This is a genomic window from Nocardia miyunensis NBRC 108239 (assembly GCF_001613065.1).
GTDB classification, from domain to species: domain Bacteria; phylum Actinomycetota; class Actinomycetes; order Mycobacteriales; family Mycobacteriaceae; genus Nocardia; species Nocardia miyunensis.
Map to the genome: position 1 here is coordinate 1 of NZ_BDBQ01000043.1, position 23,063 is coordinate 23,063.

Below are 23,063 nucleotides of genomic sequence, written 5' to 3' on the forward strand. Positions count from 1 at the left end.
CGGCGGCGCGATCCTCGGCCGCGACAGCGCGACGGCTCGCCGCCGCGGCCGTCCGCAACGCCCCGTCGAGACGTCCGGCAACGCGCAGTTCGGGCGCGTGATCGAGCACTGTCACCGCGGCCGCGGTGAATTCGGCACGATCCTCGCGAACTGCGAGTTCGGCCTCCCGGGCCGCCCGCGCGGACAGCCACGGCGCGAAGATTCCGGCGACGGCCAGCGCGATGACGAGAATCACTGCGGCAGAAAGGGATACGGCGGCAAGCACGGCGACAGCCGCGACCGACAGCACCACCGCGACGGCGATCGGAACCACCGCCCGCACCACCACGGCCCCGAGGTCGTCGATATCGCCGACGATTCGCGTCAGCAGATCACCGCGCCGCAGCCGCGTCGGATCCTCCTGAGCGTCAACGGGTTCGGCGTCACTCCGGGAACGCGGCGTCCAGATGTCGGCGCGGGCCAGCGCGGCGTACACCCCGGTCCGCGCGGTCGTCATCGCTCGCAGCGCGACCTCGTGCGTGGCCAGCCGCTCCAGATATCGGCACAATCCCCGCGAAATCCCCAGTGCCCGAACGGCCACCACCGCCACGCTCAAATCCAGCACCGGCGGCATCTCCCACGCCCGGGCGATCAACCAGGCCGCCAAGCCCGCCAATCCCAGCCCGCTGCCCAGCGCCAGCACGCCCCACCCGATCGACACCGCGACCCGCCACCCCGACAACGCCAGCAGATCCCGCATCCGTCGGAAATCGGTCCACGCGCTCCTCATCGGACCGCCTCCACCGCACAACGGGAGCGATCGCTCCACAGGCCAGCCACCGGACGGCCGGCGCGAACCACTCGCCACCCGTGCGATCGGGATCGCATCGCCACCTCGATGACAAGAGGATCACGCGACGACAGCAAGGCACGATCGTGCCGGCCACACCTCGCGTCTCCACATGCAGGACGCCAGGACCGGGGCGTGAGGATATCTGCGCGGCTCGGCGGGAAACCGTTGCAGCGCAACGGTTCCAGTGCGGAAACGATCTCCGGCAGGCGCGTCATCGGACCACCTTCCGGGGTTCTCCGTCGATCACCGGAAGGATCTCGGCACCGTGCGCGGGCCGGGCTCGATCTGAATTACGGAGGCGGCCGTTCATGGAAGGCTCACGAACCGGACGCTCGAGGTCCGCGGGCCGCGAGGCATGGCCAGCTGGACCCATTGTAGCTTGGAGCGAAACATCTTGGGAGGCAATGACTTCGACGATGTGGTCGGCGACGGCGAAGAGGTCCGGGCGGTGGGCCACGACGACGACCGTCGCACCGGCGCGGGCTCGGGCGGTGAGAGCGGCCAGGACGGTAGCGGCGCTGGCGTCGTCGAGGTGGGCGGTGGGTTCGTCCAGGAGCAGGATCGGGCGGTCGGCGGCCAGGACCCGGGTCAGGGCCAGGCGCTGGCGCTGACCGAGCGAGAGGCCGAGGCCGCCGGAGCCGACGACGGTGTTCCAGCCGTCGGGAAGTTCGTTCAGGACTGCGTCGAATCCGGTTGCGGCGCTGGCCGATTCCAGAAGTTCGGTGCGGGTGTTCGCGCCGAGGAGTTCGAGGTTCTCGCGCAGGGTGCCGGGCAACAGCACCGGACGCTGCGGCAGCCAGGCGACCCGCGCCCACCAGCACGAGGGATCCAGCTCGGGCACCGGAACGCCGTCCAGCAGAACCGTTCCGCCGTCGGGCCGGATGAGGCCCAGAATCGATTGCAGGACAGTCGATTTACCGCATCCGTTCGGCCCGGCCAGTACCGTGATCGCACCGGGCCGCAGCACCGCGGACAGGCCGGCGGGCGCGAATCCGTCGCGTGAGCGCACGGAAAGATCCCGCATCTCGATCACGCTGTGGAAATCCGAGACCTCCCGCGCACCATCGATTTCCGCATCGCGATCAGCGGATTCCAGTACCGCGAAAGCCTTCTCGGCCGCGGCCATACCGTCCTGCGCGGCGTGGAAACGCTCCCCCACCGCTCGCAGCGGCAGATACACCTCGGGAGCCAGGATCAGCCCGAGCAACCCCGCGTACAGGCCCATCTGCCCGAATACGAGCCGCATTCCGATCGATACCGCCACCAGCGCGACACACAGGGTGGCCAGCATCTCCAGCACCATCGAGGACAGGAATGCCACCCGCAGCGCCGACATCGTGCGCGCTTGCAGGGATTCGCCCAGCGCCCGCACCCGATAACGCATCGTCATCCCGGAATCCGTCGCGTCCCCGGCAGTTTCACGACCGAGCGCACGTAGAGTCGGCATCCCCGCGAACAGGTCGAGCAGCTGATCGGACAGCCTGGTCGCGGCGGCCAGCGTCGCGGCGGACCGCCCCTTGGTCATCAACCCGATCAACACCATGAACACCGGAATCAGCGGCAGCGTGATCGCGATGATCACCCCGGCGGTCGGATCGTGGATCGCGATGACCGCCAGCACGATCGGCGGCACCAGCGCGGCCAGCAGCAGTGCGGGCAGATATCCGGTCAGATAGGCCCGCAACCCGCTCAGCGCACTGCCGGCCACCATCGCCAATTCCGTTCGGCGCGAATCCAACTCGCGCGGCGCGAGCCCGGCCCCGGTGGCCAGCACGGCCTGTTCCAACTCGGCCACGACCTGCGCCCCGGCCCGATGCGCCAGCCGCGACTGCCACCACGTCGCCACGCCCCGGCAGCCGATCGCCACCGCGAAGACCGCGATCTCCACCGCCCATGAGCCGAGCGCGCGCCGCGCCGGATCGGTGATCACCCCGGCCAGCACGCGCGCCAGCATCGAGGCGGCGACCACGATGCATCCGGTCATCACCAGCGAAAGTCCCACGCTGACAACGAGATACCGGCGAGCGGAATGCGCGTACCGCCACAGGCGAGGGTCGACGGGTCCGGCCATGACTCAGCCCACTGCGCTGCGCTGCAGCGACAACCCGGTCGCCGGTGGAATCTGCTCGACGGTCAGCCGCTTGCGGAACACCCAGTACGTCCAGCCCTGATACAGCACCACGACCGGCGTCACGATCACCGCGCACCAGCTCATCACCATCAGCGTGTAATGCGTCGAGGACGCGCTCACGGTCGGATGGCCGTTCACCACCCGCCCGTCCACACTCAGCCCGAACGACGGGTCGATGCTCGACGGCAGCACGTACGGGAACAGCGCGCCGAACAGCAGCACGATCGCCCCCGCGACGGTGAGCGCGGTCCCGGTGAACGCCCATCCGTCCCGCCCGCGCAACGTCGCCGCGGCCGCGAGCGCCAGCCCGATCACGGCCAGCGCCAGGGGAATCCACGTCCAGCCCTTGCCGTGCGCGAGCTGCGTCCACAGTCCGAACGCCGCGACCACGATCACGGTGGGCAGCACCACGATCCGCGCGATCCGCCGCACGCTCTCGCGCACCTCGCCGCCGGTCTTGAGCGCGATGAACACCGCACCGTGCAGCAGGAACAACAGTGCCGTGGTCAGCGCGCCGAGCAGTGCGTACGGACCGAGCAGATCGAGCAGATTTCCCCCGATCTGCCTGTGCTCGTTCAGTTTCACGCCGTGCACCATGTTCGCGAAGGCCAGTCCCCAGGCCAGGGCGGGCACCCAGGATCCGAAGATGATCGCCGCGTCGCAGCCCATGCGCCAGCGCGGATCATCGATCTTGCTGCGGTATTCGATGCCGATGATCCGCACGATCAGCGCCACCAGAATCAGCAGCAGCGCCAGGTAGAACCCGGAGAACAGACTCGCGTACCACTCCGGGAACGCCGCGAACAGCGCACCGCCCGCGGTGATCAGCCACACCTCGTTGCCGTCCCATACGGGCCCGATCGTGTTGAGTACCACGCGTTTTCGGGTCTCGGATGCCCGCCCGAGGATCGGCATCAGCATGCCGACGCCGAAGTCGAAGCCCTCCAACACGAAATAGCCGGTGAACAGCACACCGATCACCAGGAACCAGAATTCCGGCAGACTCATTGCTCGACTCCACTCAGTAGGCGAACGAAAGCTTCTCGACAGCACCGTCTTCCGCGTGCGCCGCGGCGACCTCCTCGGGCCCTTCGACGACGTACCGGCGCATCAGGAAGAACCACACGATCGCCAGCGCCCCGTACAGCGCGGTGAAGACGATCAACGAGGTCAGCACCGTACCCGCGGTATTGCCGGATACCGCCTGCTGCACCGTCATCCGGATGTGCGGATCGCCGGTCGGATTCGGCGCGACCACCCAGGGCTGGCGGCCCATCTCGGTGAACACCCAGCCCGCGCTGTTGCCCAGGAAGGGCGTCGGGATGACCAGCAGGCTCAGCCAGCCGAACCAGCGCTGTCCGGGAATGCGCCCGCGCCGCGTCAGCCACAGTCCGAGCAGCGCGATCAGCGCGGAACCGCCCGCCCAGGTGATCATGGCGCGGAACGTCCAGTAGGTCACGAACAGATTCGGCCGATAGTCACCCGGCCCGTACTTCTCGTTGTAGCTGACCTGCAGATCCTTCACCCCGCCGAGGGTCACGCCGCTGAATCTGCCCTCGGCCAGCCAGGGCAGCACGCCCGGCACCTCGATGACGTGGGTGACACTGTCGCAGTTGTTGTGCGTGCCGACGGTGAGCACCGAGAAGTCGGGATCGGTCTGCCCGTGGCACAGCGATTCGGCCGAGGCCATCTTCATCGGCTGCTGTTTGAACATGAGCTTGCCCTGCACGTCGCCGGTGTACACCAGGGCGATGCCCGCGATGATGATCACCCACATGCCCATTCGCGCGGCCGGACGCCACATGTCGCGGGCGAGGTCGATGTTGCCCTTGCGCGATTCGCGCACCATCCACCAGCAGCCGATACCGGCCACGAAAGTCGCTGCGGTGAGGAAGGATCCGGCGACCACGTGCGGAAACGCGGCCAGCGCGGTGTTATTGGTGAGCAACTGCCAAATACTGTGCAGCTCAGCGCGTTTGGTCTCCGGATTGTAGACCGCGCCGACCGGATGCTGCATGAACGAGTTGGCCGCGATGATGAAGAACGCCGAGGCGTTCACCCCGATCGCGACCAGCCAGATCGTGGCCAGGTGCACGAGTTTGGGCAGCCGGGTCCAGCCGAAGATCCACAGTCCGAGGAAGGTGGACTCCATGAAGAAGGCGACCAGCCCCTCCATGGCCAGCGGTGCGCCGAAGACGTCGCCGACGAATCGCGAATATTCGCTCCAGTTCATTCCGAACTGGAATTCCTGCACGATGCCGGTCGCGACCCCGAGTGCGAAATTGATCATGAACAACTTGCCGAAGAACTTCGTCAAGCGGTACCAATGTTCCTTGCCGGTCACCACCCAGGCGGTCTGCATTCCCGCGACCAGGGGCGCCAGACCGATCGTGAGCGGCACGAACATGAAGTGATAGACGGTGGTGATGCCGAACTGCCACCGCGATATGTCGACAACATCCATCCGGCCTCCTACCCCTACTACGACCTGTCGTAGTCGAGATTACGCCAGATACCTCGCCATACAACGAGTCCTGCGTCACGACACAGTATCTTTGGCCGCTGTATCTTTGGCCTACGCTTCGCTCCGGCGGGGTCGGGGCCCCTGAGGGCCGATTCTTCCCTCCTCCGCTCCTCCGCTTCGCTCCCCCGCTCCGTCAGTCCAGAATCGACCCGGGCCCCGACCTCGGGGGGGCGTGTCCGAGGGTGAGCGGAACTCGGGCGCCCGGCGGGGCCGTATTTCCTGCGGGCGTGTGTTCAGCCTCGGCTCGCGCCGGGCGACAGGTGCGATTACCAGTCGGCGAGATTCCAGGATCGCGCGACGCCCCGATCCACCAGTTCGGTGATCTCCGGCGCGCAGTCCGGCGCGGACATCCGCAGACCGTCCAGTGATGCCACCCGCGCGGCCAATGTGATGCTCCCCAGCATCCACACGCTGTCCGCGGTGATCAGATCCGCGACGAAGAAGGACTTGTACTCACACGTCCAGCCCGCGCGCTCGGCCTCGGCGAACAGTGCGCGCTGCGTGATGCCCGGCAGCACACCGTGTTTGGCGGGCGGGGTGAGCAGTTGCTTGTCGCGCTGGATCACCACGGTGGAACGCGGACCCTCGAGCACTCGACGCTCGGTGCTGGTGAAGATGACGTCGTCCGCGTCCTGGCGAGCGGCGAAGCGCAGCGCGGACATATTCGTCGCGTACGACAGGGATTTCGCGCCCATCAGCAGCCACGGCGCGCTCTGCGCCAGCTCGACCGAGATCCCGCGCGCCAGCGTGATCACCGAAATCCCTTCGGTGCGAGCCTTGTTCACCCGCTCGGGGACCGGCGCGACGAGAACGTAGGCGGTCGAATCCGGAGTCTCGGACAGCGCGCCGGAGGTGACTCGCGATGCGGGCCCGGCACTTTCGCGGCCGCGGGTCAGCACCATGCGCAGCTGGCCCTCGTGCTCGGCGCCCCACTCCTTCGCCGCGATCTCGACCGCCGAACGCCATTGCCCGAGATCGGGTTCCGGTAGCTCCAGTGCCTGTGCCGAACGACGCAGCCGGGCCAGATGCAGTTCCAGCGCGCAGGGCTTACCCTCACGTACCAGAATCGTCTCGAACACACCGTCGCCGCGCAGTGCGCCGAAGTCGTCCGCAGAGAGCAACGGCGCGTCCGGGTCCTGGACAGTGCCGTCGAGTGTCACCAGAACTCGATCCACCATGGGCAGCAGCCTAGGCGAACGGACGGCTCCGCGAGAGAGTACCGAACTGGCGTCGCCCACCATCACACGCCCGCGAATCACCGCGCAACCTGTGAGGAACTACACAGCAAACGAGTCGTGAAATCCCGCGCCGCATTGCGCGCCGCCCCAGCCGTGGCGAGTTCGCCTATTGTGGATGACGTGTCCGTGGATCTCCCGCCCAGTCCGCTGCTGACCGTTCCGGGGGCCGTCGCGGGCCCGCCCGGAACCCCGGACGCCGCGGTCGCCTGGCATTACGGCGACCCGTTCGGGGAACAGCGAGCCGCGATCGAGCGATCGGCCGTGGTCGATCGGTCCCACCGATTCGTGTTCACCATCACCGGCGGCGAGCGGCTGTCCTGGCTGCACACCATCTCCAGCCAGCACGTCACCGACCTGCGCGACGGCGAATCGGCCGAGGATCTGGACCTGGATCTCAACGGCCGGGTGCTGCACCATTTCGTGCTCACCGATCTGGACGGCACGCTGTGGATCGACACCGAGGGCGAGCGCGGCCAGGCCCTGCTGGACTATCTGCGCAAGATGGTGTTCTGGGCCGACGCGAAACCCGAGGCCGCACCCGATCACGCGGTGCTGACCCTGCTGGGACCCGGAATCGCCGCACTCACCGAAACGCTCGGGGTCGAACAGCTACCTCCGGCATATGGCGCAATTGCGCTACCGTCCGGCGGATTCCTGCGACGTATGCCGTGGCCCACCGGTGACAGTTTCGATCTGCTCGTCCCGCGCGAGGACCTGAACTCCTGGTGGTCCCGGCTGACCGCCGCGGGTGTGGCGCCGGCCGGGCTGTGGGCGTTCGAGGCGCTGCGGGTGGCGTCCCTGCGACCGCGCATCGGAATCGACACCGACGATCGCACCATCCCGCACGAGGTCCATTGGATCGGCGGCGTCGGCGAATTCGGCGCGGTCCATCTGAACAAGGGCTGCTATCGCGGCCAGGAGACGGTCGCGCGGGTGCAGAATCTCGGCAAACCGCCGCGACGGATGGTCCTGCTGCATCTGGACGGATCGGCCGACTCCCGCCCGGAGGCCGGCGATCCGGTGACCGCGGGCGGACGCGCGGTGGGCCGCCTGGGCACCCTGGTCGACCACTACGAACTAGGCCCCATCGCGCTGGCCCTGCTCAAACGCGCCGTCCCGGCCGACGCCCGGCTCGAGGCGGGCCCGATGGCCGCGGCCATCGATCCGGACTCGATTCCCGCGGACGACGAACCGCAGGCCGGTCGCCTCGCGGTGGACAGGCTGCGCGGGCGATGAACGAGCCCGTCGGCCGCGTTCTGGCGGTCTGCGTTGTATATGCCGAATTGGAGACGCCCGCGAAGGTGAACCGGGTCGGCCGCACCGCCATCGATAAGCGTCCGGTCCCGGGCCGCGTCGCGGTGCGCGCGCAGGGCCTGGACGGAGATCACGTGTGCGACACCGTGAATCACGGCGGCGTTCATCAGGCCGTGTACGCCTACGCCGAGGAGGACGCGCAACGCTGGGGTGCGGAGTTGCAGCGTTCGCTGGGGCCGGGCTGGTTCGGGGAGAATCTGCGGATTTCCGGTCTGCCGGTGAGTGATTCGGTCATCGGCGAGCGGTGGCGCGTGGGTGACACCGTGCTCGAGGTGAGCGCGCCGCGCGTGCCGTGCGCGACGTTCCAGTACTGGAGCAACGAGCGGCAATGGGTCAAGCGCTTCACCCAGCAGTCCGATACCGGCGCCTACCTTCGCGTGCTGACCGAGGGCACGATCGGCGCGGGCGACGAGGTGCGCGTCGATTACGTCCCCGAACACGGCGTCACGGTCCGCGACCTGTTCACCGGCAGCGATCCCGAGCGGCTCGAACTGCTCCTGGCCGCCGAGCCCACCGTCTCCGACGACGTCCGTATGCAGGTCGAGCGGCATGCGCGCCGCCGGAACAATCAAAGGGGTGCGGTCGTGAACGCAGCGCAGCGGAGTGAACCATCGACACAGCGCGCATCGCGCACGGCCGCGCCGAGCTCCAGCGAGGTGCGGTCGTGAACGCAGCGCAGCGGAGTGAACCATCGACACAGCGCGCATCGCGCACGGCCGCGCCGAGCTCCAGCGAGGTGCGGTCGTGAACGCAGCGCAGCGGAGTGAACCATCGACACAGCGCGCATCGCGCACGGCCGCGCCGAGCTCCAGCGAGGTGCGGTCGTGAGCGTCGACCTGGTCGAGGTGGTGCGGTCCGGATTCCGCGAGTGCGTGCATCGCGGGTCGGTGGTGATCCTGGACGGCGACGGCGAGCCGGATATCGCGCTGGGCGAGGTGCACCTGCCGATCTTCCCTCGCTCGACGAATAAGCCGATGCAGGCGATCACCTTGCTGCGCAACGGTTTCGAGCCCGTCGACGAGGCGGAGCTGGCCATCTCGACCGCCTCGCACTTCGGCGAGCCGGACCACATCGCACTCGTGCAGCGGCTGCTGGACCGGTTCGGATTCGAGGAGGATCAGCTCGAATGCCCGTCGGACCTGCCGTCGGACGAACTCGCCAGGGCGCAGGCCCTGTCCGGAGGCGACCGCGATAAGGCGGCGCGCAAGATCTACATGAACTGCTCCGGCAAACACGCCGCCATGCTCGCGACCTGCAAGATCAACGACTGGCCGACGACCGGCTATCCGAATCCGGGTCATCCGCTGCAGCAGGCGGTCTCCGCGACGATCGCCGACATCACCGGCGAACCGGAGGCCGATCTGGGTATCGACGGCTGCGGTCTGCCGATCGTGCCGGTCTCGCTGGTGAATCTGGCCCGCGCCTACGCGGCGATGGCCACCGGCGAGCCCGGAACACCGCAGCGGCGCGTCGCCGAGGCGATTCGTAACAATCCGCGAGTGATTTCCGGCACGGACGGCCCGGACCTGCTGACCATGCGGGCCACCCCCGGACTGGTCTGCAAGATCGGCGCGGACGGCGTGCACGCGGGTGCGCTGCCGGACGGGCGCGCGTTCGCCTACAAGATCGACGACGGTCACGACCGCGCCCGCATGCCCCTGACGCAGGCAATTCTGCACCGGATGGGTGTGCATTGGACCGATGCGCACGCGGATCTGGCGACTCCCGCGGTGCTCGGCGGCGGTGCCCGGGTCGGGGTGATCCGCGCGGTGCCCGGCCTGTTCGGATAACTCTCGACCGAGGGCGACAACCCGGCAAACGCGGACAGATCGGGAGTCTTCGACCACTCCTGGAAGCGCGACCGCGTGACACACGCTAAAGTGTCTGTCAGGAAGAGTATTAATTCGAACGGGGCCGCCAAACCACCCCAGGCCGCTCCGCAGTGACGTGAGGGGGTCAGCCATGGGCCGTGGCCGGGCTAAGGCAAAGCAGACCAAGGTTGCTCGCGAGCTCAAGTACAGCTCGCCATCGACCGACTTCACGAGCCTTCAGCGCGAGCTGTCGGGACACTCCCACAACTCGCAGCGCGGTGATGTGCTGTCCGACGAGCACGACAGCGACGACTCGCTGGCGCGCTGGAACGACACCGACGACGACTACGACAACTGGCGCCGCTGACCTGGACCGACGTGTGAAGGGGGAGGCCTGTGGGGCCTCCCCCTTCACACGTCCGTACCGCGTCCGGCCCTGTCGAGCGGCTCGCATCACCAGCTGAGAGCTCAACAACCCGCATCGGCGTCCCGTCTTTTAGATGACGGCGGGACATCGGTGCATTTTTGATGTCTGCACACTGTGAACCGTATGTTCCGGACATCCGGACTCTCGCCTACGGTTCGTTCCGAGTCGGACCTGGAACGAACCGTAGGCAAACAGTGCGTGGACTGACGCGACGACCGATTTCGTACGCGCATGGGTAATTCAGCCGGGGACGCCCGAAAGCTTCCTCGCACCCAACCGGCCGGCCCGACACCGAGCTTCGGGGCACCCAACGACGCTCTGAAATTCCGGGGAGGCGGTCGAGCGTCCCGGGGAGGCGGGTCAGAAGCGCGGGTGTTCGCCCTCGAGGACGACGCGGTCGGCTTCTGTGTCCTTGGCCTTCTTGACCGTGCCGAGGGTCCAGCAGGCGATGTGGCGCGCGGTCAGGACTGCGAGGGCGCGGTCGGCATCCTCCGGCGCGACGACCGCGACCATGCCGACGCCCATGTTGAACGTCTTCTCCATCTCCGCGCGCTCGACCCGCCCGCGCTGGGCGATCAGCTTGAACACCGGTGCGGGATTCCAGGTGCCGCGGTCGAGTTCGGCGACCAGCCCCGCGGGCACCACCCGGGCCAGGTTTCCGGCCAGTCCGCCACCGGTGACGTGTGCGAAGGTGCGCACATCGGTCTCGGCGACCAGGGCCAGGCAGTCCTTGGCGTAGATCTTGGTGGGTTCGAGCAGTTCCTCACCGAGGGTGCGGCCGAATTCCTCGACGTGTCCGGCCAGGGACATCCGGTCGATGTCCAGCAACACCTTGCGGGCCAGGCTGTAGCCGTTGGAGTGCAGGCCCGAGGAGCCCATGGCGATGACCACGTCACCGGGACGCACCCGATCCGGACCGAGCACCGCGTCGGCCTCGACCACGCCGACGCCGGTGGCCGAGATGTCGTAGTGGTCGTCCTCCATCAGGCCGGGATGTTCGGCCGTCTCGCCGCCGAGCAGTGCGCAGCCGGCCTGGATGCAGCCCTCCGCGATCCCGGCCACGATCTGCGCGACCCGTTCCGGGACGACCTTGCCGACCGCGATGTAGTCCTGCAGGAACAGCGGTTCGGCGCCACAGACGACCAGATCGTCCACGACCATGGCTACCAGGTCCAGCCCGACGGTGTCGTGCTTGTCCATGGCCTGCGCGACCGCGAGTTTGGTGCCGACGCCGTCGGTCGAGGAGGCCAGCAGCGGTTCGCGGTAGCCGCCCTTGAGTGCGAACAGTCCGGCGAATCCGCCGAGTCCGCCCTGTACCTCGGGCCGGCTGGCCTTGCGGGCCAGGGGCGCGAACAGCTCGACCGCGCGGTCGCCCGCCTCGATATCCACGCCGGCGGCAGCGTACGAAGCGCCGCCCCGGCCGTCCGTACCGGCACCACTCGGGGTCTGCTCAGTCATTTTCGGGGAAAGCTCCAAACCGAATCGGCGGATAGATGCCTGATCACGCTACCGGAGCGGAGTAACGGCTATGCACCGGTATTGACTTGGCAGATCGACAAAATTCCGCTATTGCGATGACACCGCTGTCCAGCCCCCTTATCCGGATACGTCGCATACGCGTCAACGGCCATTCGGGCCGTCACCGGGCTGTTCGCGGGGTCACACACACCATTGACATACATACCGTATGTATGTGAATCTGAGCAGGCATCCACTCCCCACTTTCCGGAGGAATCATGGCAACCAGCACCGCACTCGGCCCGATCGATCATGTGGACCTGCCCGGCGCCAGGATCCGCTATCACGACACCGGCTCCGGCGATCCGGTGGTGTTCGTACACGGGCTGCTCGTCAACGCCGATCTGTGGCGCAAGGTCGTGCCCGGGGTGGCCGCGGCGGGACACCGATGCCTCACCCCGGACTGGCCCTTCGGCGCGCACTCGATTCCGGTGCCGGACGCGGACCTGTCCCCCACCGGCGCGGCCGACCTCATCGCCGCCTTCCTCGAGCGGCTGGACCTACGGAACGTGACCTTGGTGGCCAACGACACCGGCGGTGCCATCACGCAGATTCTGTTGACGCGCAACCGATCCCGCGTCGCGCGGGTGGTGCTCACCAACTGCGACGCCTACGAGAAGTTCTTCCCGCAACCGTTCACTCCGCTGCCCCGGCTCGCCGCGGTGCCGGGTCTGCTGCGCTCGATGCTCGAGCTCATGCGTTTCCGTCCGGCGCTGCGGCTGCCGATCGCCTTCGGCCTGGTCACCAAGCGGCAGCCGCCCGCGGAGATCACCGAGTCGTATCTGTCGCCGAGCCGCGATTCGGCCGCGGTGCGGGCGGATCTGCGCCGATTCGTGCGCGGGGTGCACAACCGGTACACCCTGGCGGCGGCCGAGCAGTTCCCGAAACTGGACCTGCCGATCCTGCTCGCATGGGCGACCGAGGACAAGGCGTTCAAACTGTCCTTCGCACAACGACTCGCGAGCGATCTGCCCAACGCGACTCTCAGAACCGTCGGGGATTCCTACACCTTCATCGCCGAGGATCAGCCCGAGTTGCTCACCGAGTTGATCGTGGAGTTCACTCGGCTGCATGCCACGCCGTAGTCAGGAGGATCGCTCCCGAACCACCCGCACCGCACTGGAACAGGCCGGTTACCGGCTGTTCGCCGCACGCGGATATGCGGGCGTCTCGGCCGAGGAGATCGTGTCCGAGGCCGGGGTCACCCGGGGTGCGCTGCACCATCACTACGGCGACAAGAGGGGATTGTTCCTGGCCGTGCTCGAACAACTCGAGGCCGACAACACCGCCGAGATCGAGCGGGCCGTCGCGGCCCTGCCCGACCCGAACGACCTGATGGCCGCGATGGCCGTCGGCCTGCGCACCTTCCTGGACATGTGCAGCCGCGCCGAAACGGTCCGCATCGCGATGGCCGACGGCCCCGCCGTCCTGGGCTGGGCGGGCTGGCGCGAAATGGAGAGCCGCCACGGACTCGGCCTGATCACCGACCTGCTCGAGCGCGCGGTCGCGGCTGGGCTGGCGGTGGACGCGCCAGTCCGCGTCCTTGCCCACCTGATCCTGAGCGCGGTGACCGAAGCGGGCATGCTGGTGGCGAACGCCGAGGATCCGGAAACCGCACGCGCCGAAGCGGAACAATGCATGCTCCTGATGATCAGCGGCCTGTTACGGCCGCCCGCCTCGCCGGAAACGTGACCCCACCGTAGCCGGATTCGCCTGGGGCAGTGCTCGATCCGTGAAGTCACCGGCCAGTCCGACCGGATCGCGGTCGCGGCAACGGTTCGGAAACTCGGCCAGCCGCCCAGCTGTCCCGACAAGGCGTTGCTCGATCGGCGCACACCCTGATCACCAAGTGCAACCTGCCGTTCCGGACCCGATCCGGGGCGGCGGCAGTCCGGCACCGGCCGTCGCCCCGAATCGGTGAACACTCGGCCGATACCTACCACCGGCCCAGCGTCCGTCCGGAAAGGGATGCGGCGCAGCGTATTCCGCCGAGGGGCGGCCGCGCACCGCATCCGGTCGGTCATCCGGCGCCGTCCGCGGCGAACAGGGCGGCCGAGGCGGCGCGGCGGCGGCGCTGTTCGACCGGGTCCGGGACCGGGACGGCCGCGACCAGGCGCTGGGTGTACTCCTGGGACGGATGACGCAGAATCTCGTCGCGAGTGCCCTGTTCGACCACGGATCCGTTGCGCAGCACCATGATCCGGGCCGCGAGCTGATCCACCACGGCCAGGTCGTGACTGACGAACAGGCAGGCCCAGCCGAATTCGCGTTGCAACTCGGCGAACAGCTCGAGCACCCGAGCCTGCACCGAGACGTCCAGGGCGCTGGTCGGCTCGTCCGCGACCAGCAGATCCGGATTCAGCACCAGCGCCCGCGCCAAGCTCGCCCGCTGCCGCTGACCGCCGGAAAGCTCATGGGGATAACGGCTTTCGGTACCCTCCGGCAGTTGCACCGCGTCCAGGATGCGCCGCACCCGCGCCTGCGCCTGCGCGCCCTTGGCCGCGCGATGCACCACCAGCGGCTCGGCAACGCACTGTCCCACGGTCAGCCGCGGATTCAGTGAGGTCGCGGGATCCTGGAACACGAACCCGAGCCGCCTGCGCACCGGCCGCAACCTGCGCTCGGACAACCCGGTCAGCTCCTGCCCCCGCACCCGGATCACCCCCGCCGAAGGCCGTTGCAGCGCGGCCACACACCGTCCGATCGTCGTCTTCCCCGAACCGGATTCGCCTACCAGTCCCAGAGTTTCACCGCGCGCGATACTGAAACTCACCGAGTCCACGGCACGAAACGCGTTCCGCCCCAGCGCTCCCGGAAATTCCACGACCAGATCGCGCACCTCGAGCACGGTCTGGGCCGCTGCCGCCCCCGCACTCGACTCACCCGGCTCCGGAGCGAGGGTCACCGAATCCACTTGTGGTGCAATCGGAGACACGGGTTCAGTGGTGGGCTCGAGGCCCGCGCCGAGGTGCGGGACGGCGGCGAGGAGGTCTCGGGTGTACTGCTCCTTCGGGGCGGCGAACAGTTGCTCGACCGGGGCGGTCTCCACTACTCGGCCCGAGCGCATCACCACCACGCGGTCCGCGAGGTCCGCGACGACGCCCATGTTGTGGGTGATCAGGACGATCGCGCTGCCGATGCGGTCACGCAGATCGCGCAGCAGCTCGAGGATCTCGGCCTGGACGGTGACGTCCAGCGCGGTGGTCGGTTCGTCGGCGATGATCACCTTCGGTTCGCAGGCGATGGCGATCGCGATCATCACGCGCTGTTTCTGGCCACCGGAGAGCTGGTGGGGATAGAAGTCCACCCGATGTTCCGGATCGGGCAGGCCGACCGTTCGCAGCAGCTCGATCGCCCGGGCCTTGGCCGCTCGGCGGCTCGTATTCGTATGGGCGCGAAGCGCTTCGGCGATCTGGAAGCCAACGGTGAACAGCGGGTCCAGGGCCGCACCGGGTTCCTGGAACACCATCGAGATCTCACCGCCGCGGATCGCGGTCAGCTGTTTGTCCGACATCGCGGTGATCGTGTGCGCTCCGACGGTCACCATGCCCCGCACGTGGGCGGTGTGCGGCAGCAGTCCGATCGCGGTGCGCGAGCTCACCGATTTACCCGAGCCCGATTCGCCGACGATCGCGAGCACCTCGCCGGGGAACACCTCGTAGGACACATCGCGCACCGCGTCGACCGCACCGGCGTCGGTGGCGAAGCTGACGGACAGTGACGTAATCGACAGGGCCGCAGCCTGTTCGGTTGTCTCAGTCATCTCGGCCTCCGGTACGGTTCGCGACAGCGGCCCCCTCGTCCGAAGCCCGCATCGCGTCGACCCCCGACTCCTCCTCGGCTACCTGCGCATCGACGGTCTCCTCGACCGCGACCGCGCCGCTCCCGCCCGAGGCCGCCCGGCGCGTCCGCAACAGCGGACTGAGCACCTCGTTCAGGCTCTCCCCCACCATCGTCATCCCCAGCACGACCAGAACGATGGCCACGCCGGGAAATATCCCGGTCCACCAGATCCCGTCGGAGACATCGGACAACGCCTTGTTCAGGTCGTAGCCCCATTCCGCGGCCTGGGTCGGCTCGATGCCGTAACCGAGGAATCCCAGCGCGGCCAGCGTCAGAATCGCCTCCGAGCCGTTGAGCGTGATGATCACCGGCAGCGACTGCGTGACGTTGGGGAAGATGTGCCGGAACAGAATTCGCCCGATCGGCGCCCCCGTCACCCGCGCGGCGTCGACATAGGGTTCGGTCTTCACCGCCACCGTCGCGTTGCGCACCACCCGGAAGTATTGCGGCACATAGATCACCGTGATCGCCACGGCCGCCGACAACACGCCGCCGAAACTCGACGAATTACCGCCCGCCACGACGATGGACACCACGATCGCCAGCAGCAGCGTCGGGAAGGCGTACATCGCGTCCATGAACAGCACCAGCACCCGGTCCACCCAGCGCCCGACATAGCCGGACACCAAACCCAGTGGAACACCGATGAACAGCGACAACACCAGCGAGATCGCGATGACGATCAGCGCCGTGCGCGCCCCGTAGATCACCCGGGAGAACACGTCCTCCCCGCGCACCGAGGTACCGAACCAGTGCTGCGCCGAGGGCGCCTGCTGCCGCACGAAATCCACGCCGTGATCGGAGATCTGGGCGAATCCGTACGGCGCGATCAGCGGTGCGAACACCGCGACGATCACGAACAGACCGATCAACGCGAGACCGGCGATCAATGTCGCCCGCTGTAGTCCGGAGGTGAGCGAGAACAGCCGCAGCCCCGGGGTTCCGCGACGCGGCACCGGCGGGACGACCACCGGATCGGCCATCAGTTCAGGAGCGGTCACTAGAACCTCACCCTCGGATCGATGAGCGCCACAACGATATCCACCAGGAAACTCATCACCGCCACGACCAGCGCGAGGAATGCCACGATGCCCTGCACGGCGACGAAGTCCCGGGCCTGCAGATACTGCGCGAGCTGATAGCCCAGCCCCTTCCATTCGAAGGTGATCTCGGTGAGCACCGCACCGCCGAGCATCATCGCGATCTGCATGCCCATCACCGTGACGATCGGAATCATGGCGTTGCGGAACGCGTGTCGTCCCGTCACCACCCGATCCGACAGGCCGCGCGCCCGCGCCGCGTCCACGAAATCGCTGCGCAGGGTCTGGATCAGATTGATCCGCACGAGCCGCAGGAAGATGCCCGCGGTCAGCAGGCCGAGCGCGATGGCGGGCAGGATCGCATGTTTCACGACGTCCAGCAGATATCCGCTGTCGCCGTAGAGGATTGCGTCGATGAACAGGATATTGGTTCTCGGCGAGACGTTCTGCAGCGCGAGTTCCACATTCGTACTCGCCCGCCCGGCCACCGGCAGCCAGCCCAGTTCGACCGCGAAGACCAGCTTGAGCAGCAGCCCGACGAAGAACACCGGCGCGGCGTAGACCAGGATCGCGAACAGCCGCAAGCCGACGTCCACGGGCTTGTCCCGTCGTTTGGCCGCCAACCGCCCGAGCGGGATTCCGACCAGGAAGGCCACGATCAGCGCCCACACCACCAGCTCGAGCGTGGCCGCGCCGTAACTGGTGATGATGTCGCTGATCGCCCGATTGTCCTGGGAGCGGCCGAAATCCCCGCGCAGCAGCCCGGAGATGTACTCCCAGTACTGGGTCAGGATGGGCCGGTCGAATCCGGCCGCGCGCCTGCGTTCGGCGATCTGGTCCGGTGGCAGCCGCCCGCCCAGCGCGGCGCTGATCGGATCGCCGACCACCCGCATCAGGAAGAACACGACCGTCACCAGAATCCATGCCGTCGGCACGATCAGCAACAGCCGCACGCCCAGGTAGCGCAACAGCACGCCGTAGCGAGATTCGCTGCGGCGCTTGATGTTCGGTGTTGCGGGAGCCGGGGATTCCGGCTCCCGCTCGGTGGCCGTGCTCGTCACTTGCTCAGCACGCTGAAGCGGAACTTGGTGGACGGATCGAGTGTGCTGTCGACACCTTGCACACCCTTGGTCGACACCGCGACCTGCTTACCCGACAGCAGCGGAATGATCGAGAGGAAGTTCTGCGCCATCTCGGTCTGGATCTGCTGGATGATCGCGGCGCGCTTGTCCTTGTCCGGCTCCGTGGCCTCGGCGGCCAACTGCGCGGTAAGGCCCGGATCCTCGAAGTGGTTCTGCAAGAAGTTGTTCGGCGCGAAGAACGGGGTCAGATAGTCGTCCGCATCCGGGTAATCCGGGAACCAACCCATCTGAAAGACCGGATATCCGTCGTGCACACGCTCCTTGGAGTAGGTCACCCACTCGGTGGACTGCAGGTTGACCTTGAACAGCCCGGTGGCCTCGAGCTGGCTCTTGATCGCCGCGTACTCCTCGGAACTGCTCGAACCGTAGTGATCCGGGTTGTACTGGAGATTCAGCGTCACCGGGGTCTGGACACCGGCGCCGGAGAGGAACTTGGCCGCCTCGGCCTTGTCGGGCTTGTCGCCGTAAATGGTCTTGTACGACTCGATCGCACCCGGGTATGCCTGCGGCACAGGGGAATATGCGGGCTGGTAGGTGCCCTTGTACACCCCGTTGGACAGCGCGTCACGGTCGATGCTCGACGCCACCGCCTTGCGGACGGCCAGCTTCTGGTCGGGGGTGTTGCCCGGCATGGTGTTCATGTTGAACACGATGTAGCGCAGTTCACCGCCGGGACCCGAATGCACGGTCAGCTTGCCGTTCTTGCCGAGCGAGTCCATATCCGTCGGACTCAGGCTCCGGTAGGCGACGTCGATATTGCCGTTCTGGATGTCGAGCTTGAGATTGTCGCTGGACGCGTAGTACTTCTCCGACACAGTGGCGGTCTTGGCCTTGCCGAGGATGCCGTTGTAGCCGGGATTCACCTGGTACTCGACGAGTTTGTTCTTGTCGTAGCTGCTGATCGTATAGGGGCCGGAGTAGCCCTTGCCCTTGAAGACCGCATCGTCGTCCAGCACCTTGTCGGCCGGGAACACCTTCTCGTCCACGATCGGCCCGGCCTGTGTGGCCAGCACCGCGGCGAAGGTCTGATCGTTCGCGTTCTTGAGCGTGAACACCACCGTCGTGTTGTTCGGGGTGTCGGTGTGATCCAGATTGCCCAGCAGGGAAGCCGGGCCGTTCGGATCATTGAGCTTCAGCATGCGATCGAAGGAGAACTTCACGCTGGCCGCGGTCAGCGGATCGCCGTTGGCGAACTTCAGGCCCGGCTTCAACGTGCAGGAAAACGTTGTGGGCGTGGCGAAGCCGCATTGCTGCGCCGCATCCGGTGTTGGGGTCGTCGCACCCGGAGCGAAGTTCAGCAGTTGCTGATAGATCTGCGTCTCGGGGACCAGCGAGCCCTGGTCGTAGGCAGCGGCGGGATCCAGCGCAAAGATCTTGTCGGTGGTCCCGATGACCAGACCGCTGCCGCTGCCGCTGCCGCCGCCGTTGGTACGGCCGGCACCGCACCCGGCGACCGCGACCAGCGCGAGTCCTGCCATTCCCACTGCCGCAATAGTTTTCACTCGGCCCGATCGGGCCGCCGACGCCTGCGTCGCCACTAACCGCATGATTGTCCCTCATCATCTCGCACACGCGGCGCAGCCGTCCCGGGTCACGGGACGGGTGCGGCCACGTCAACTTCGATATGGCGGGACAGTACCGCCAGGGCGTTGCGGATATGTTGCGTTTCGCAACAATTAGTCGCGTGTGCGGAAATTCCGCAGGTCTACGGGCGACTCAGGGCGCTCGCATTCGCGTTCTCGCTCAGTAGCTGGGACTCGGACTTGCCACCGAGAAGCGTCTCCAGCACATTCTTTCCGATCGCGGCCTCGGAAGGCAGCGGAATCGGGTATTGGCCGTCGAAGCACGCACAGCACAGCCGCGACCGCGGCTGTTCGGTGGCCGCGACCATTCCGTCGAGCGAGATGTAGCCCAGGGTGTCCGCGCCGATCGAGCGGCGCACGTTCTCGACCATCTCCTCGACCGAGCCCTCGCACTCGGCCCCGTTGGCGATCAGCTCCGCGCGCGAGGCGAAGTCGATGCCGTAGAAGCACGGCCATTTCACCGGCGGCGAGGCGATGCGGACGTGGATCTCCAGCGCCCCGGCCTCGCGCAGCATTCGGATCAGCGCGCGCTGGGTGTTCCCGCGCACGATCGAATCGTCCACCACGACAAGCCGTTTGCCACGGATCACCTCGCGCAGCGGGTTCAGCTTGAGCCGGATGCCGAGCTGGCGGATGGTCTGGCTGGGCTGGATGAACGTGCGCCCGACATAGGCGTTCTTCATCAGGCCCTGGCCGTACGGTATGCCCGACCCCTGGGCGTAACCGACCGCGGCCGGGGTGCCCGATTCGGGAACGGGGATGACCAGATCGGCCTCGACCGGATGCTCACCGGCGAGGCGGCGGCCGATCTCCACACGCGTGGCGTGCACCGAACGTCCGGAGATGGTGCTGTCCGGGCGGGCAAGATAGACGTATTCGAAGACGCAGCCCTTCGGCTCGGGATTGGCGAACCGTGAGGAACGCACCCCGTCCGCGTCGATCGCCAGCAGTTCGCCCGGCTCGATTTCGCGCACGAAGGACGCGCCGACGATATCCAGCGCGGCGGTTTCGCTGGCAACCACCCAGCCACGATCCAGGCGGCCCAGGCACAGCGGCCGCACACCGTGCGGATCGCGCGCGGCGTAGAGGGTGTGCTCGTCCATGAAGGTCAGGCAGAACGCGCCGCGCAGGGTCGGCAGCAGTTCCATCGCGGCCTGCTCGATGCTCTTGTCGGTGGCCGCGTGCGCCAGCAGCGCGGTCATCACATCCGAATCCGACGTGGCCGCGACCGAGCCCGGCATCCGGTTGATCAGGCCGAATTCCCTTGCGCGGGAGGCAAGTTCGGCGGTGTTGACCAGATTTCCGTTGTGCCCCAGGGCGATTCCGGTGCCCACGGAGGTGGTGCGGAAGATCGGCTGAGCGTTCTCCCAGGTGACCGCGCCGGTGGTGGAATACCGGCAGTGACCGACCGCGACGTGGCCCGGCATGGCCGCCAGCGTCTGCTCGTCGAACACCTGACTCACCAGGCCCAGATCCTTGAACACCAGCACCTGCGAACCATCGGAGACCGCGATGCCCGCCGCCTCCTGGCCGCGGTGCTGCAATGCGTAAAGTCCGTAATAGGTGAGTTTGGCCACATCCTCGCCCGGAGCCCAGACACCGAAGACGCCGCACTCCTCGCGTGGCTCGTTCTCGGGCCGATCCGAGTCGGGTTCGACGGGTGGATTCGGGCTTTCGACCGACAGATCGTCGTTGGTCACCGTTTGCTCCATGTTCGGCGTACGGGTGGCACCCATCATTCTACGGGTCATCCGCGCGAAACCTGCGCGGGGATCACCGGGATGGCACGTGGTTTGCTGCTACCGTGCCAGGAGTGGCGTCCACGGACAGTGCGGAAGTACCTGCGAACCCTCGGCGACTGACCCCGGTCAGATGGACTTTCCCGATCATCGTGATGACCCTGCTGGCCGCGCTGCTGAGTGTGATGTATCTCGACTACGTCATCGATCCGGAGAAGAATCTGCACGACTTCCCGATCGCACTGGTCAACCAGGACGTCGGCGACACCATCAGCGGTAAGCACGTCAATTTCGGCGATCAGGTGCAGGACGGACTGCGCAAGGCCGTACCCGCGGACAAGATCGATCTGCGCGTGCTGGGCCTGAACGAGGCGCAGTTGCAGATGCAGACCGGCAAGGTCTACGGGACCGTCATCATTCCGAGCGACTTCACCAAACGGCTCGGGATCCTCGGTGTCGGCAGTGTCGTCCCCGGCGATATCGAACGCCCGATCATCACCCTGCAGACCAATCCGCGCACCGGCGCGTTCGCCACGTCGATCACGCAGCGTTTCGGCAATCAGGCGCTGACGCAGGTCGACACCACCGTCGGCAAACAGCTGACCGAACAGGTGCAGGCCCAGCTCACATCGTCCGGCGGCGGGACCGCGACCCAGCTGTCCGGAGCCACGCGGATCGTGCTGGCGCATCCGCTGAATATCGTGACCGATCAGTTCCGCCCGCTGCCCGGAGGTTCGGGCCAAGGGCTGACGGCCTTCTTCTACGGTCTGCTGCTCCTGATGGTCGGCATGGTCGGCGCGATGGTCGTGCATCAGCTGATCGACTCCTCGCTGGGCTTCCTGCCCACCGAGTGGGGGCCGTGGTACGTGCACTATCCGCGCGCGAGCATCTCCCGGGTACGGACGCTGCTGATCAAATGGGCGGCCGTGGCGACCATGGCGGTGGTCGTGTCGGCGGTGATGCTGGGTATCGGCAAGCTGCTGGGCATGCCGATCGATCAACCGCTGACGCTGTTCCTCTACGGCGCGCTGGTGATCATCGCGACCGGTTTCACCTGCACCTCGGTCCTGGCCGCGATCGGCAGTTCCGGACTGATCGTCAACATGATCGTGTTCATCATCCTGGGCCTGCCCTCCTCCGGCGGCTCGGTCCCGATCGAGGCGACCCCGAAGTACTTCGGCTGGCTGTCCTCGTTCGAACCGATGCACCAGGTGTTCCTGGGCACCCGCGCGATCCTCTACTTCAACGGCAGCGCCGACGCCGGACTCGCGCGCGGATTCTGGATGGCCGTGCTGGGCATGGCCATCGGACTGGTTCTGGGACTGTTCATCACGCGGTACTACGACCACAAGGGGCTCGAACGAAGGCCCGCCGAGCAGCGCCAGCCCGCCTGAGCGGTCGACCCGCGGCAGTCGGGCCGCGCCGATCTCGCCCGGGCCGCGTGCCGCCGGACTCGACCCGGCCCCGGCCGCAGGGGGTCAGAGCGGGACGAGCGGCAGCCAGTGCGCGAGTTCGCCCGCACGAATGCCGGATACGGTCAGCGCCCCGGAGTCGACGGCCTCCTGGTAGGTGAGCAGACCGGTCGCCAGCAGTAACCAGGTGCGCGGATCGGTCTCGACCACGTTCGGCGGGGTGCCGCGGGTGTGCCTGGGGCCCTCGATACATTGAACCGCCACGAACGGCGGCACCCGCACCTCCACCGATGCGCCCGGTGCGCTGGCCGCGAGGGTGCGCGCCGTCCCGCGTACCGCCGCGCCGAGTTCCGTACGCGCGGGAGCCTGTTCGGTCTCCTCGCGCAACCACCCGCTCACCGCGACCACCGCCGCACGCACCTCCGCCGGATCCACCGCACCTCGTCGCGCCACGATGCCGAGACTACCCAGCGGATATGACCCCGCACACCAATCCAACCCACTTCACC

At 67.3% G+C, this 23,063-nt stretch carries 19 protein-coding genes; 7 read left to right on the forward strand and 12 right to left on the reverse strand.

Features of this window, described 5'->3' with window-relative positions; translation table 11 throughout:
• From NM2_RS18165 to NM2_RS18185, 5 genes are all read right to left on the reverse strand, one after another.
• Positions 1-769 (reverse strand): ABC transporter domain-containing protein (locus NM2_RS18165; protein ID WP_501193636.1); only part of this gene is annotated, 769 nt, incomplete at its 3' end.
• A 274-nt stretch (positions 770-1,043) separates the two neighbouring features.
• Positions 1,044-2,903, reverse strand: coding sequence for a thiol reductant ABC exporter subunit CydD (gene cydD / locus NM2_RS18170; RefSeq protein WP_067670125.1), 1,860 nt, complete (start codon positions 2,901-2,903; stop codon positions 1,044-1,046).
• 3 nt (positions 2,904-2,906) lie between these two features.
• Positions 2,907-3,971, reverse strand: a complete 1,065-nt coding sequence (gene cydB / locus NM2_RS18175) for a cytochrome d ubiquinol oxidase subunit II (protein WP_067670127.1) — start codon at positions 3,969-3,971, stop codon at positions 2,907-2,909.
• Positions 3,972-3,984: 13 nt separating this feature from the next.
• Positions 3,985-5,427, reverse strand: a complete 1,443-nt coding sequence (locus tag NM2_RS18180) for a cytochrome ubiquinol oxidase subunit I (protein ID WP_067670129.1) — start codon at positions 5,425-5,427, stop codon at positions 3,985-3,987.
• Between the two features lie 326 nt (positions 5,428-5,753).
• Positions 5,754-6,665, reverse strand: a complete 912-nt coding sequence (locus tag NM2_RS18185; RefSeq protein ID WP_067670131.1) for an aminodeoxychorismate lyase — start codon at positions 6,663-6,665, stop codon at positions 5,754-5,756.
• Between the two features lie 168 nt (positions 6,666-6,833).
• On the opposite strand from NM2_RS18185, the gene ygfZ reads away from it, so the two are divergent.
• From ygfZ to NM2_RS18205, 4 genes are all read left to right on the forward strand, one after another.
• Positions 6,834-7,961, forward strand: coding sequence for a CAF17-like 4Fe-4S cluster assembly/insertion protein YgfZ (gene ygfZ, locus NM2_RS18190; protein ID WP_067670262.1), 1,128 nt, complete (start codon positions 6,834-6,836; stop codon positions 7,959-7,961).
• Positions 7,958-8,707: an MOSC domain-containing protein gene (locus NM2_RS18195; RefSeq protein WP_084531206.1), complete on the forward strand. Its 750-nt coding sequence runs from the start codon at positions 7,958-7,960 to the stop codon at positions 8,705-8,707. Before ygfZ ends, NM2_RS18195 begins: the two co-directional genes overlap by 4 nt.
• A gap of 156 nt (positions 8,708-8,863) precedes the next feature.
• On the forward strand, positions 8,864-9,829 hold the full coding sequence (locus NM2_RS18200) for an asparaginase (RefSeq protein ID WP_067670133.1): 966 nt from the start codon (positions 8,864-8,866) through the stop codon (positions 9,827-9,829).
• Between the two features lie 172 nt (positions 9,830-10,001).
• Positions 10,002-10,217, forward strand: a complete 216-nt coding sequence (locus NM2_RS18205; protein ID WP_067670135.1) for a DUF3073 domain-containing protein — start codon at positions 10,002-10,004, stop codon at positions 10,215-10,217.
• Positions 10,218-10,637: 420 nt separating this feature from the next.
• Here NM2_RS18205 and purM read toward each other — a convergent pair whose 3' ends face one another.
• The gene (gene purM, locus NM2_RS18210; RefSeq protein WP_067670137.1) at positions 10,638-11,735 is read right to left on the reverse strand and encodes a phosphoribosylformylglycinamidine cyclo-ligase; all 1,098 of its coding nucleotides are present in this window, start codon (positions 11,733-11,735) and stop codon (positions 10,638-10,640) included.
• A 278-nt stretch (positions 11,736-12,013) separates the two neighbouring features.
• Here purM and NM2_RS18215 point away from each other — a divergent pair, with 278 nt between their 5' ends.
• Both NM2_RS18215 and NM2_RS18220 read left to right on the forward strand, forming a co-directional pair.
• Positions 12,014-12,880, forward strand: coding sequence for an alpha/beta fold hydrolase (locus NM2_RS18215; RefSeq protein ID WP_067670139.1), 867 nt, complete (start codon positions 12,014-12,016; stop codon positions 12,878-12,880).
• The gene (locus NM2_RS18220; RefSeq protein ID WP_067670142.1) at positions 12,867-13,487 is read left to right on the forward strand and encodes a TetR/AcrR family transcriptional regulator; all 621 of its coding nucleotides are present in this window, start codon (positions 12,867-12,869) and stop codon (positions 13,485-13,487) included. Before NM2_RS18215 ends, NM2_RS18220 begins: the two co-directional genes overlap by 14 nt.
• Before the next feature lie 328 nt (positions 13,488-13,815).
• On the opposite strand, the gene NM2_RS18225 is transcribed toward NM2_RS18220, so the two are convergent.
• The 5 genes from NM2_RS18225 to purF all read right to left on the reverse strand — a co-directional run bounded on the left by NM2_RS18225 (position 13,816) and on the right by purF (position 21,103).
• Positions 13,816-15,558 (reverse strand): ABC transporter ATP-binding protein, encoded by a 1,743-nt coding sequence (locus NM2_RS18225; RefSeq protein ID WP_067670144.1) that lies wholly within the window; start codon positions 15,556-15,558, stop codon positions 13,816-13,818.
• Complete coding sequence (locus tag NM2_RS18230; protein WP_084531217.1) at positions 15,551-16,621, reverse strand: ABC transporter permease; 1,071 nt, start codon at positions 16,619-16,621, stop codon at positions 15,551-15,553. The genes NM2_RS18225 and NM2_RS18230 overlap by 8 nt, the downstream gene beginning before the upstream one ends.
• A 17-nt stretch (positions 16,622-16,638) precedes the next feature.
• On the reverse strand, positions 16,639-17,652 hold the full coding sequence (locus NM2_RS18235) for an ABC transporter permease (RefSeq protein ID WP_245718099.1): 1,014 nt from the start codon (positions 17,650-17,652) through the stop codon (positions 16,639-16,641).
• An 83-nt stretch (positions 17,653-17,735) separates the two neighbouring features.
• Complete coding sequence (locus NM2_RS18240) at positions 17,736-19,298, reverse strand: ABC transporter substrate-binding protein (RefSeq protein WP_067670147.1); 1,563 nt, start codon at positions 19,296-19,298, stop codon at positions 17,736-17,738.
• 227 nt (positions 19,299-19,525) lie between these two features.
• Positions 19,526-21,103, reverse strand: a complete 1,578-nt coding sequence (gene purF, locus NM2_RS18245) for an amidophosphoribosyltransferase (RefSeq protein ID WP_067670265.1) — start codon at positions 21,101-21,103, stop codon at positions 19,526-19,528.
• Between the two features lie 113 nt (positions 21,104-21,216).
• Here purF and NM2_RS18250 point away from each other — a divergent pair, with 113 nt between their 5' ends.
• Positions 21,217-22,536 (forward strand): YhgE/Pip domain-containing protein, encoded by a 1,320-nt coding sequence (locus tag NM2_RS18250; protein WP_369690322.1) that lies wholly within the window; start codon positions 21,217-21,219, stop codon positions 22,534-22,536.
• A gap of 84 nt (positions 22,537-22,620) precedes the next feature.
• Here NM2_RS18250 and NM2_RS18255 read toward each other — a convergent pair whose 3' ends face one another.
• Positions 22,621-23,007, reverse strand: coding sequence for a sterol carrier family protein (locus tag NM2_RS18255; protein WP_067670151.1), 387 nt, complete (start codon positions 23,005-23,007; stop codon positions 22,621-22,623).
• Positions 23,008-23,063: the final 56 nt, after the last annotated feature.

What these genes read in the sequence shown, in the direction of transcription:
- NM2_RS18240 (WP_067670147.1), bottom strand. Translation starts at nt 19,298, where the DNA reads ATGGCAGGACTCGCGCTGGTCGCGGTCGCCGGGTGCGGTGCCGGCCGT.
- NM2_RS18230 (WP_084531217.1), bottom strand. Translation starts at nt 16,621, where the DNA reads ATGGCCGATCCGGTGGTCGTCCCGCCGGTGCCGCGTCGCGGAACCCCG.
- NM2_RS18185 (WP_067670131.1), bottom strand. Translation starts at nt 6,665, where the DNA reads ATGGTGGATCGAGTTCTGGTGACACTCGACGGCACTGTCCAGGACCCG.
- NM2_RS18205 (WP_067670135.1), top strand. Translation starts at nt 10,002, where the DNA reads ATGGGCCGTGGCCGGGCTAAGGCAAAGCAGACCAAGGTTGCTCGCGAG.
- cydB (WP_067670127.1), bottom strand. Translation starts at nt 3,971, where the DNA reads ATGAGTCTGCCGGAATTCTGGTTCCTGGTGATCGGTGTGCTGTTCACC.
- NM2_RS18220 (WP_067670142.1), top strand. Translation starts at nt 12,867, where the DNA reads ATGCCACGCCGTAGTCAGGAGGATCGCTCCCGAACCACCCGCACCGCA.
- NM2_RS18195 (WP_084531206.1), top strand. Translation starts at nt 7,958, where the DNA reads ATGAACGAGCCCGTCGGCCGCGTTCTGGCGGTCTGCGTTGTATATGCC.
- NM2_RS18215 (WP_067670139.1), top strand. Translation starts at nt 12,014, where the DNA reads ATGGCAACCAGCACCGCACTCGGCCCGATCGATCATGTGGACCTGCCC.
- NM2_RS18225 (WP_067670144.1), bottom strand. Translation starts at nt 15,558, where the DNA reads ATGACTGAGACAACCGAACAGGCTGCGGCCCTGTCGATTACGTCACTG.
- cydD (WP_067670125.1), bottom strand. Translation starts at nt 2,903, where the DNA reads ATGGCCGGACCCGTCGACCCTCGCCTGTGGCGGTACGCGCATTCCGCT.
- NM2_RS18180 (WP_067670129.1), bottom strand. Translation starts at nt 5,427, where the DNA reads ATGGATGTTGTCGACATATCGCGGTGGCAGTTCGGCATCACCACCGTC.
- purM (WP_067670137.1), bottom strand. Translation starts at nt 11,735, where the DNA reads ATGACTGAGCAGACCCCGAGTGGTGCCGGTACGGACGGCCGGGGCGGC.